Below are 10277 nucleotides of genomic sequence, written 5' to 3'. Positions count from 1 at the left end.
CGCCACGTATCCTTTACACCGTGGCGCTGCTGCTGTGGTCAGTCGCAACGATCATGCTGGGTTTCGCTGCCAGCTTTATCGCGCTGTTCGTACTGCGCATGGCGGTCGGTGCGCTGGAAGCGCCTGCCTATCCGATCAACAGCCGTGTCGTGACCACTTGGTTTCCCGAGCGCGAGCGGGCCACTGCCATTGGCGTCTATACCTCGGGGCAATTCGTCGGGCTGGCGTTTCTGACGCCTGTGCTGGCCTGGTTGCAGGCGCACTATGGCTGGCACATGGTGTTTGTCGTCACAGGCGGTGTCGGCGTGTTATGGGCATTGATCTGGTACACGGTCTATCGTGAACCGCGTGACTTCAAAGGCGTCAACCAGCAAGAAATCGACCTGATCAAAGAGGGCGGCGGCCTGGTAGACATCCAGCTGGATGTGGAAAAACAGAAGCGGGGTTTCAGTTGGCTGGACCTCGGTATTGTGTTGAGCAAGCGCAAGCTGTGGGGCATCTACCTGGGGCAGTTCTGTCTGAACTCCACGCTTTGGTTCTTCCTGACCTGGTTCCCCACCTATCTGGTGAAATACCGGGGGATGGACTTCATCAAGTCCGGGCTGCTGGCATCGTTGCCGTTTCTTGCGGCGTTTGTCGGCGTGCTGTGTTCGGGTTTCTTCTCCGACTGGCTGATCCGTCGCGGGCATACCGTAGGCTTTGCGCGCAAGCTGCCGATCATTGCCGGGTTGCTGATTTCGACCTCGATCATCGGTGCCAACTTCGTTGACTCCACACCGCTGGTGATTACCTTTCTGGCGCTGGCGTTCTTCGGTAATGGCCTGGCGTCGATCACCTGGTCGCTGGTGTCGACCCTGGCCCCGGCACGCCTGCTGGGCCTGACCGGTGGCACGTTCAACTTCATCGGCAACCTGGCTGCCATCGCCACGCCGATCGTTATCGGTTTTCTGGCCTCGGGTGACTCGTTCGCACCTGCCATCACTTACATTTCGGTGCTGGCATTGCTGGGCGCGCTTTCGTACATCCTGCTGGTAGGCAAAGTGGAACGTATCGAACTGTGATGTCGACGTGTCCGGACCCTGGCGGCGATAATGCCGCCGGCTCGTTTCGATCCGAACCTTCTTACTTGAACATGGCCTGTCATGCACAACGATTCGACCCTTCCTGAAAAAACCACCGGCAAAGAACCGGCGCCGACCGGTACCCAGACCCTGCTGCGCGGGCTGGGCGTGGTGCAGGCGGTAGCCGGTGGCGCACGGGACCTGAAGGAAATCGCCCGGCTGATCGGCACCACGCGCAGTACCACGCACCGTCTGGCCAGCTGTCTGGTTGAGGAGCGTTACCTGCGGGTTGTGCCTCAAGTAGGCTATCTGCTCGGGCCGAAATTGATCGAGCTGGGGTTTCAGGCGCGTGAAGAGGTGCCGTTGGCAATTCTCGCCCGACCGTATCTGGATCGCTTGTCAGAGCTGACAGGCGATACGGTGCATCTGGCAGTGCGCGAGGGGGACGACGTGCTTTATCTGCACAAGAACCCTGGTCGCAATGGTCCGGAAATGCGTTCGCGGGTTGGCCACCGTATGCCGCTGGTGCGTACCGGTATCGGCAAGGCGTTGCTGCTGGACAGTTCGCTGACAGAGTGGCAGCGGCTTTATGAAGTCAGCCAGCCGGGCGCAGGCAGAAATCCGCTATGGCCTGCCCATGAACAGCAAACCTGGGAACAGTTGCGAGCGCGAAGGGAGGAATACGTACAGGGTGGTTATGCGTTCGATCTGGAGGACAACGAGCCGTCGATCCGTTGTGTCGCAGCGCCGGTACGGGATGCCAGCAAACAGATTGTTGCCGGCATCAGTGTTGCCAGTACCGTGCCTTACATGCCGCTGGAGAAGATGGCCGAGCTGGTTCCGCTGATCAAGGAGATCGCAGCGCAACTGTCGGCCGATCTGGGCGGCTGATCCAGAGCAGGATCAGGCTTTCAGGGTGGCCATGTCGATCACGAAACGGTATTTCACGTCACCGGCCAGCATGCGCTCGTAGGCTTCGTTGATGTTGCGGATATCGAGCATTTCGATGTCGCAAGTGATGTCGTTTTCGGCACAGAAATCCAGTACTTCCTGAGTTTCCGCGATACCACCGATCAACGAACCGGCCAGCACGCGGCGGCTCATCACCAGGTGGGCGGCATGGACTGGCGGCTCGACCGGCTCGATCAGGCCCACCAGAATATGCACGCCGTCAAAGCGCAGTGTTTCCAGGTAGGGGTTCAGGTCATGCTGGACCGGGATGGTGTCGAGCAGGAAATCGAAATGTCCGGCGGCGGCCTTCATCTGTTCGGCGTCGGTGGACACGATCACATGATCGGCACCCTGACGGCGTGCTTCCTGCGCCTTGGCAGCGGAGCGGGTGAACAAAGTCACTTCGGCACCCATTGCCTTGGCGAATTTGATGCCCATATGGCCCAGGCCACCCATGCCCAGAATGCCGACTTTATCGCCAGCTTTCACGCCGTAATGCTTGAGCGGCGAATAAGTCGTGATGCCTGCACACAGGATCGGTGCAGCTGCAGCCGGGTCGAGTTTCTCTGGAACGCGTACGACAAAATGCTCGGCGACCACGATGCTGTTGGAGTAGCCACCCATGGTGTTGCTGCCGTCCACGCGATCCGGCGTGGCGTAAGTCATGGTCGGGCCTTCCAGGCAATACTGTTCCAGATCCGATTTACATGCCGAACATTCGCGGCACGAATCGACCATGCAGCCAACGCCAACCAGGTCGCCGATCTTGTACTTGGTCGCGTTGGTGCCGGTAGCGGTGACACGACCTACAATCTCGTGGCCGGGCATCAACGGGTAGACGGCGATGCCCCATTCATTGCGTGCCTGGTGGATGTCGGAATGGCAGACACCGCAGTAGAGGATTTCGATGGCAACGTCGTCAGCACGCGGAGCGCGACGTTCGAAGGTCATCGGGGCGAGGGGAGCGGTAGCTGACTGTGCGGCGTAACCGATAGCTGTGTACATGTTTGACCTCGCAAGGCGTTACGGAATAGAGGCGATCCATTGTCCTGATGCAGGCGCTTCCTGGCTATGTTGAATCCTACGTGTTTCATGCCTATTACTCCGGCCTGACATTTCGGAGTCGGCTCTGAAGCGCAAATCTGCGATGATGTCGCTGTCTGTTTCTCTGCCAGGCTGCTCCCATGACCTTACCTGTTGTTCTTGATGGCAATGCCACACTTGTCTCCTTGATCCAGCCGCTGGCGGTGCATCCCGGCTTCGTGGCGACGCATTTGCCTGAGGTTCGCGTGCTTTCCGCGTTTGGCTATGTCGCCAGCAGCCCGCAGATTTACGAGCCAAGCCTGATGATTGTGGTACAGGGCAGCAAGGTCGCCTGCCTGGGGCCGCGTACATTTGAGTACGGTACCGGGCATTACCTGATTCAAGCGCTTTCTGTGCCATTCAAGTGCGAAACCTTCGCCGCTCCGGACAGGCCGCTTTACGGCGTGTCGGTGGCCATCGACAGGGTCGTGCTGGGTGAGCTGGTGCAGGCAATGGGGCCAGCCAGCGTGCAGCAAAGCCAGGCGCAGACTCCCGAGTCCATGACTTCGGTACGTATCGACACGGCAATGCGTGACAGCGTCGAGCGTCTGCTGCGATGTCTGCATGATCCGCAGGAATGTCAGGCGATGGGACAATCACGGATTCGCGAGGTGTTGTACAGCGCTCTGCGCGGGCCGCAATCGGGAGTATTGCGTGCGCTGGTGGAGCAGCAGGGGCAGTTCGCGCGAATCGCCTCGGCGGTGACCTATCTGCACGAGCACTATGATCATCCGCTGAACGTCGACACTCTGGCCAGCTGCGCGAACATGAGCACGTCCACCTTTCACGAGCATTTCAAACGCAGCACCCTGTTGTCGCCGGTGCAGTACCTTAAACGGCTGCGGCTGCTCAAGGCCCAGCAACTGCTGGTGGCTGACGGCCTGAATGTGTCGCAAGTCGCGCTCAGGGTTGGCTACCAGAGCGCGTCGCAATTCAGTAGGGAGTACAAACGCTATTTTGAGCGCAATCCGGGTGAAGAGAGCTGCAGAGGGTAGACGCAAGCTACAAGCCAGAAGCGTGTAACTTGCAGCCGGGTCACCCGTTACATATTAGGGTAGGTCGGCCCGCCAGCGCCTTCCGGTGCAACCCAGGTGATGTTTTGCGACGGATCCTTGATATCGCAGGTCTTGCAGTGAACGCAGTTCTGCGCGTTGATCTGGAAACGTTTTTCGCCATCCTCTTTGGTAATGACTTCATACACGCCAGCCGGGCAGTAACGCTGAGCCGGTTCATCGTAAAGCGGCAGGTTCTTGCTGATCGGGATGCTCGGATCGGTCAGCTTGAGGTGGCAAGGCTGCTCTTCTTCATGGTTGGTGCTGGAGAGGAACACCGAGCTTAGTTTGTCGAAGCTTAGCTTGCCGTCGGGTTTCGGATAGTCGATCTTTTTCGAGTCCGCTGCCAGCTTGAGGCAGGCGTAGTCCGGCGTGGTGTCGTGCAGCGTGAACGGCAGTTTGCCACCGAAGATGTTCTGGTCGATGAAGTTGAAGGCGCCACTCTTGATCGCACCGTATTTGTGGATCGCCACGCCGAAATTGCGGCTGGCGAACAGCTCTTCGTGCAGCCAGCTGGCCTTGAAGGCATCGACGTAAGAGGTCAGCACGTCGCCGCCTTCCTTTCCGGCAAACAGGGCGTCCGCCACTGACTCGGCAGCCAGCATGCCGGATTTCATTGCCGTGTGGCTGCCTTTGATCTTGGCGAAGTTCAGGGTGCCCAGGTCGCAACCGATCAGCGCGCCGCCGGGGAAAACCATCTTCGGCAGGGAGTTCAGGCCGCCCTTGGCAATCGCACGGGCACCGTAACTGATGCGTTTGCCGCCCTCAAGATACTGCTTGACGACCGGATGATGCTTGTAGCGCTGGAATTCGTCGAACGGCGACAGGTAAGGGTTGCTGTAGGAAAGGTCGACGATCAGGCCGACGACCACCTGATTGTTCTCCAGGTGGTACAAGAAAGAGCCGCCAGGATTGGCGTCGTCCAGAGGCCAGCCTGCGGTGTGAACCACCAGGCCCTGTTCATGTTTTGCCGGGTCGACTTCCCAGATTTCCTTCAGGCCGATGGCGTAATGCTGCACATCGGCCTCGTTGTCGAGGTTGAAGCGCTTGAGCAATTGCTTGCCGATGTGACCGCGGCAGCCTTCGGCGAACAGCGTGTACCTGGCGCGCAGTTCCATGCCGGGGGTATACAGGCCTTCCTTGGGATTGCCTTCGCGGTCGACACCCAGGTCGCCGGTGACGATGCCACGTACCACGCCGTCTTCGTCGAACAGTGCTTCCTGAGCGGCAAAGCCCGGGTAAATTTCCACACCGAGGTTTTCAGCCTGCTGAGCCAGCCAGCGGCACAGGTTGCCCAGGGAGATGATGTAGTTGCCATGGTTGTGCATGGTCTTGGGGACGAAAAAATCGGGAATCTTCCGGGCTTTTTCGGCGTCGCGCAGTACATAGATGTCGTCGCGTTTGACCGGAGTGTTGAGCGGAGCGCCCAGTTCCTGCCAGTTCGGGAACAGCTCGTTCAGGGCACGGGGCTCGAAAACGGCACCGGACAAGATGTGTGCACCGACTTCGGAGCCTTTTTCTACCACGCAGACGCTGATTTCCTGCCCGGCTTCGGCGGCCTTCTGTTTAAGGCGGCAAGCGGCAGAAAGCCCGGAAGGGCCGGCTCCGACGATGACGACGTCGAATTCCATGTATTCGCGTTCCACAGGCTATCTCCTACTTTCAAGGCTCACGGTATTTTTATGGGCACTGCTTTATGAGTCGCTGCAGGCCGACGTATGGAAGTGTTGGACACTGCCCGTCTTTTAATGGCACGCATTATATCTACACCACTGCACGGGTCCAATACAAACGTTTGTTTGAATTGGCCGCAGGCCAGATAAATCAAAGACACCCGACCTGGAACTGGCCGATTTGGCGTATTGACCGGAAAAGGCGTTGCGGTCAATATACGGGCGGTTTTGCGTTTGCCGTAGGCTGAAACGAGACTCCTGCAGTGCAGTGAGTCTCTCAAAAGGCATCAGGCGGACGCGGTGCAGGCAACAGGTCAACGTCGCACGGCGCATTTTACACACCCTGCCGCTGCTTGACGGGTGACACCCGGCTTTTATATGGCTTTTTAAGCCATGCGGATGGCCTGCACGAATTACGATTGCTTGTTGAGGACACATATCGATCGCCCGGTGTGCCGGGCGACTTCTTTTCACCGGAGAGTGAGGAATCCATGAAGGTTCTTGTAGCTGTCAAACGAGTGGTCGACTACAACGTCAAGGTTCGCGTAAAGGCGGACAACTCCGGCGTCGATCTTGCCAACGTCAAAATGTCCATGAACCCGTTCTGCGAAATCGCCGTTGAAGAGGCGGTTCGTCTCAAAGAGAAGGGCGTGGCAACGGAAATCGTGGTCGTCACCATCGGGCCGGCGACCGCTCAGGAGCAACTGCGAACCGCTCTGGCGCTGGGTGCAGATCGCGCCGTGCTGGTCGAGTCCGCTGAAGAGCTGACCTCTCTGGCCGTGGCCAAGCTGCTCAAGGCTGTGGTCGACAAAGAACAGCCACAACTGGTGATCCTGGGCAAACAGGCGATCGACAGCGATAACAACCAGACCGGCCAGATGCTGGCTGCACTGAGCGGTTATCCGCAAGGCACGTTCGCTTCGAAGGTTGAAGTGACCGGTGACAAAGTGGCCGTGACCCGTGAAATCGATGGCGGCCTGCAGACCGTTTCCCTGAGCCTGCCGGCCATCGTGACCACTGACCTGCGTCTGAACGAGCCACGCTACGCTTCGCTGCCCAATATCATGAAGGCCAAGAAGAAGCCTCTCGAAGTGCTTACCCCGGATGCGCTGGGCGTTTCCACGGCCTCGACCAACAAGACTGTCAAGGTTGAAGCACCGGCTGCACGCAGTGCGGGCATCAAGGTTAAATCGGTGGCTGAACTGGTCGAGAAACTGAAAAACGAAGCGAAGGTAATCTAAATGACGATCCTGGTTATCGCTGAACACGACAATGCGACCGTAGCCCCGGCTACGCTCAACACCCTTGCTGCCGCGCAGAAGATCGGCGGTGAGATTCATCTGCTGGTTGCCGGTTCCGGCGTAACTGCTGTTGCTGAAGCTGCCGCCAGAATTGCGGGTGTGACGAAAGTGCTGGTGGCCGACAACGCAGCCTATGCACACCAATTGCCTGAAAACGTTGCGCCGCTGGTTGTAGAACTGGCTGCGGGGCGTAGCCACGTTCTGGCCGCGGCCACCTCCAATGGCAAGAACATCCTGCCTCGTGTCGCTGCGCAACTGGATGTCGATCAGATCTCCGAGATCGTTTCGGTGATCTCCGCCGATACGTTCACTCGTCCTATCTACGCCGGTAACGCCATCGCCACCGTGCAGTCCACTGCTGCGGTCAAGGTCATCACCGTTCGCGCCACTGGCTTTGATCCTGTGGCTGCCGAGGGCGGCTCGGCAGTCGTTGAAGCGGTGTCGTCTGCTCATGATGCGGGCAAGTCCAGCTTCGTTGGCGAAGAACTGGCCAAATCCGACCGTCCAGAGCTGACTGCGGCCAAGATCGTCGTATCCGGCGGTCGCGGCATGCAGAATGGCGACAACTTCAAGCACCTCTACACGCTGGCCGACAAGCTCGGTGCTGCAGTGGGGGCTTCCCGCGCTGCGGTCGATGCCGGCTTTGTGCCCAACGACATGCAGGTTGGTCAAACCGGCAAGATCGTTGCGCCTCAGTTGTACATCGCGGTCGGTATTTCCGGTGCCATCCAGCATCTGGCCGGTATGAAGGATTCCAAAGTGATCGTTGCGATCAACAAGGATGAAGAAGCGCCGATCTTCCAGGTGGCCGACTACGGTCTGGTGGCTGATTTGTTCGAAGCCATTCCGGAGCTGGAGAAGCTGGTTTAACCCACGCGCTTGCACTATAAAGAGAACCCGCTCCATTCGGGGGTTGCGCACCAGCGTTTGCTCGCGGTGCGCCTGCCCGGATCGAGCGGGTTTTTTATTGCGTAGCAAAAGGACTTTTCATGGTGCATTCCCGGCTGCTGTCTTCGCTTTTTCTCGGGCTGGTCATGCTGCCGACGCTGGCAGCCGCTGCCGGCAAGTGCGAGCGTCTGATAGTGACCGGCAGTCCGGACGCGCCGCCTTATCTATGGCGTGATCCTCAGGACCCGCGTCACCTGATGGGTGCAAATGCCGATCTGCTGACTCAGGCGGCGGGCGAGCTGGGCATCAAGGTCGAGTTCCTGTACGGCGGAAAACGCAGTCAGGCACTTGAAGAGGTGCGCACCGGACGCATGGACCTGCTGGCTGACGCGCCGTTCACTGCCGCGCAACTCGAAGCGCTGGACTACATCCACCCGCCGATTGTGCAGAACGAGATCATGGTCTGGACGCGCCACGGCCACAGCGTGCCGTTCAATGCGGTCAGCGAGCTGCAGGGCCACCCCGGTGCCATGTCGGAAAAAACCCGATTGACGCCTGCATTCGAATCCGTGGCCAGGCAGCACCTGACCCTGGAGCGTCTGTCGGGACTGACGCCAGCCTTCCAGAAGCTGGCATTGGGCGAGGTGGATTATGTGCTTGCCGGTCGTTACGCCGGGATGGTCATGATGCAGACACTGGGCCTTTCTTCTGACCTGATTGCGCAGCCGTTGCCGGTCGATATGCCAGGTTTTTTCCTGGCCTTGTCGTTCAACTCGGCCTGCAACGAGCCATGGTTACGCGGACAGCTGGCGAAAAAGATGACAGAATCGGCCGCCTCCGGCCTCGCGGGCGAAGTCATCAGACACAACCTGGAGTTGTGGAAAGCCCAACTGTTGCAACCTGCCAGCGCCAGCGAACCCAACAAGTAGGGATGTTTTTGTGAGTATTCGTTTTTCAATTGCCGTCATGGCAATCGCCACGCTGGCCGGCTGCGCCAGCGACCCGGTACCGACCGAGCAGTTCAAGCTGACCGAGCAGGCGCTGGAACAGGCCAAAGCCGTTGGCGCGGGTGATGACCAGCCCGAAATGGAAGTTGCTCAGGCCGGATTTGCCGAAGCCCGTGCCTCCATGGCAACCCACGCTTACAAGGATGCGCGCATGAAGGCCGAGCAGGCCGAGCTTGACGCCCGACTGGCAGAAGCGCGAGTGCTTACTCTCAAGAGCCAGGAGCAGGTCAATCAGTTGAATACCCGTCTCAACAGGCTGCGCAAGCAGTTGGGGGAGGCGCAATGAATCGCATGCCCCGTGTTTTGAGTGTCTGCCTGTTGCTGGGTTCGGCAAGTCTCTACGGCTGCGCCGGTCATCAGGACAGTGGACAAGCCTTGCAGCAGGCCAGTGCCGATTTCCAGAAGGTCAAGGAAGATACCGATGTGCTGCGCAGCGCGCCCAAGGATGTGATTCGCGCGGGTGAGTCCCTGGCCCGTGCCGAGCGTCTGTCCAGCTATCTGGGAAGTGGTGCTGACGTCAGTCATTACGCCTACCTCAGCAGTCGCTACAGCGAGATCGCCCGTGAGCACAGCAACCTGATGCTCAGCCAGGAGCGCCTGGCAAAAATGGACATGGAGCGGCAGCGTCTGCAACTGGCACTGCGTGAAGCCAAGCTGGCTAGTGCCCAGCAGCAGGGGCGCTGGCTGGAAGACCAGATTCTCAGTCTGGCAACCACCGAGACCGATCGCGGGCTGGTCATGACGCTGGGGGACGTGCTGTTCGATGCCGGGCATGCCGAACTGAAGAGCTCGGCCAGTCGCACCATTCTCAAGGTTGTCCAGTTCTTGCAGATCAATCCGCGCCGAGTGGTCAGGATCGAGGGGTATACCGACAGCACGGGTGATCGTCAGGAGAATCTGAAGCTTTCCAAAGACCGCGCGCAAGCCGTTGCAGACGTGCTGATGGACTTGGGTATCGATGAAAAACGCATCCAGGTCGAAGGCTATGGTCAGCAGTTTCCGGTGGATGCCAATGCCTCCGAGCGAGGGCGCGCGCAGAACAGGCGGGTCGAGATCGTCTTTTCTGATGAAAAAGGTCAATTAGGCGCAGCTCGCTGATACAAAACACGCCAAAAAGCCCGATGCCAGAAATGGTCTCGGGCTTTTTTGGCTTTAAACGCTTTGCATATGGCGTTTTTGGCCGCGTTTATTTTCGCGCAGCGACGTCGATCGCTGGCTTGAACGTAAACTGTTCCCGTACACTTCAAGACTGTGCCGGTTA

At 58.8% G+C, this 10277-nt stretch carries 10 protein-coding genes; 8 read left to right on the top strand and 2 right to left on the bottom strand.

Annotation, left to right across the window (positions count from 1 at the left end; genetic code table 11):
* Window positions 1-1061 (top strand): MFS transporter (locus ALO80_RS16445; protein WP_055009753.1); only part of this gene is annotated, 1061 nt, incomplete at its 5' end.
* Window positions 1062-1142: 81 nt separating this feature from the next.
* Window positions 1143-1952, top strand: a complete 810-nt coding sequence (locus tag ALO80_RS16440; protein WP_055009752.1) for an IclR family transcriptional regulator — start codon at window positions 1143-1145, stop codon at window positions 1950-1952.
* Between the two features lie 12 nt (window positions 1953-1964).
* Here ALO80_RS16440 and ALO80_RS16435 read toward each other — a convergent pair whose 3' ends face one another.
* A complete protein-coding gene (locus tag ALO80_RS16435) occupies window positions 1965-3017 on the bottom strand; it encodes an NAD(P)-dependent alcohol dehydrogenase (RefSeq protein WP_054985768.1) in 1053 nt (350 codons plus the stop codon).
* A 179-nt stretch (window positions 3018-3196) separates the two neighbouring features.
* Here ALO80_RS16435 and ALO80_RS16430 point away from each other — a divergent pair, with 179 nt between their 5' ends.
* Window positions 3197-4090 (top strand): AraC family transcriptional regulator, encoded by an 894-nt coding sequence (locus tag ALO80_RS16430; protein WP_054985769.1) that lies wholly within the window; start codon window positions 3197-3199, stop codon window positions 4088-4090.
* Window positions 4091-4137: 47 nt separating this feature from the next.
* Here the strand turns inward: ALO80_RS16430 and ALO80_RS16425 are convergent, their stop codons facing one another.
* The gene (locus tag ALO80_RS16425) at window positions 4138-5793 is read right to left on the bottom strand and encodes an electron transfer flavoprotein-ubiquinone oxidoreductase (RefSeq protein WP_055009751.1); all 1656 of its coding nucleotides are present in this window, start codon (window positions 5791-5793) and stop codon (window positions 4138-4140) included.
* A 518-nt stretch (window positions 5794-6311) separates the two neighbouring features.
* On the opposite strand from ALO80_RS16425, the gene ALO80_RS16420 reads away from it, so the two are divergent.
* The 5 genes from ALO80_RS16420 (at window position 6312) to ALO80_RS16400 (ending at window position 10114) form a co-directional block, all read left to right on the top strand.
* Entirely contained in the window at window positions 6312-7061 is a 750-nt protein-coding gene (locus ALO80_RS16420; RefSeq protein ID WP_054985771.1) for an electron transfer flavoprotein subunit beta/FixA family protein, read from the top strand.
* Entirely contained in the window at window positions 7062-7991 is a 930-nt protein-coding gene (locus ALO80_RS16415; protein ID WP_054985772.1) for an electron transfer flavoprotein subunit alpha/FixB family protein, read from the top strand. It abuts the gene before it with no gap.
* A gap of 119 nt (window positions 7992-8110) precedes the next feature.
* Window positions 8111-8938, top strand: coding sequence for a substrate-binding periplasmic protein (locus ALO80_RS16410; RefSeq protein ID WP_055009750.1), 828 nt, complete (start codon window positions 8111-8113; stop codon window positions 8936-8938).
* Between the two features lie 10 nt (window positions 8939-8948).
* Complete coding sequence (locus ALO80_RS16405; protein WP_055005806.1) at window positions 8949-9302, top strand: DUF4398 domain-containing protein; 354 nt, start codon at window positions 8949-8951, stop codon at window positions 9300-9302.
* Window positions 9299-10114: an OmpA family protein gene (locus ALO80_RS16400; protein ID WP_055009749.1), complete on the top strand. Its 816-nt coding sequence runs from the start codon at window positions 9299-9301 to the stop codon at window positions 10112-10114. Before ALO80_RS16405 ends, ALO80_RS16400 begins: the two co-directional genes overlap by 4 nt.
* The last annotated feature ends 163 nt before the right edge of the window (window positions 10115-10277 follow it).

The sequence above is a fragment of the Pseudomonas caricapapayae genome (assembly GCF_001400735.1).
Classification (GTDB): Bacteria; Pseudomonadota; Gammaproteobacteria; order Pseudomonadales; family Pseudomonadaceae; genus Aquipseudomonas; species Aquipseudomonas caricapapayae.
Note: the sequence above shows the minus strand (reverse complement) of the source record. Positions and strands in the feature narration are given on the sequence as shown.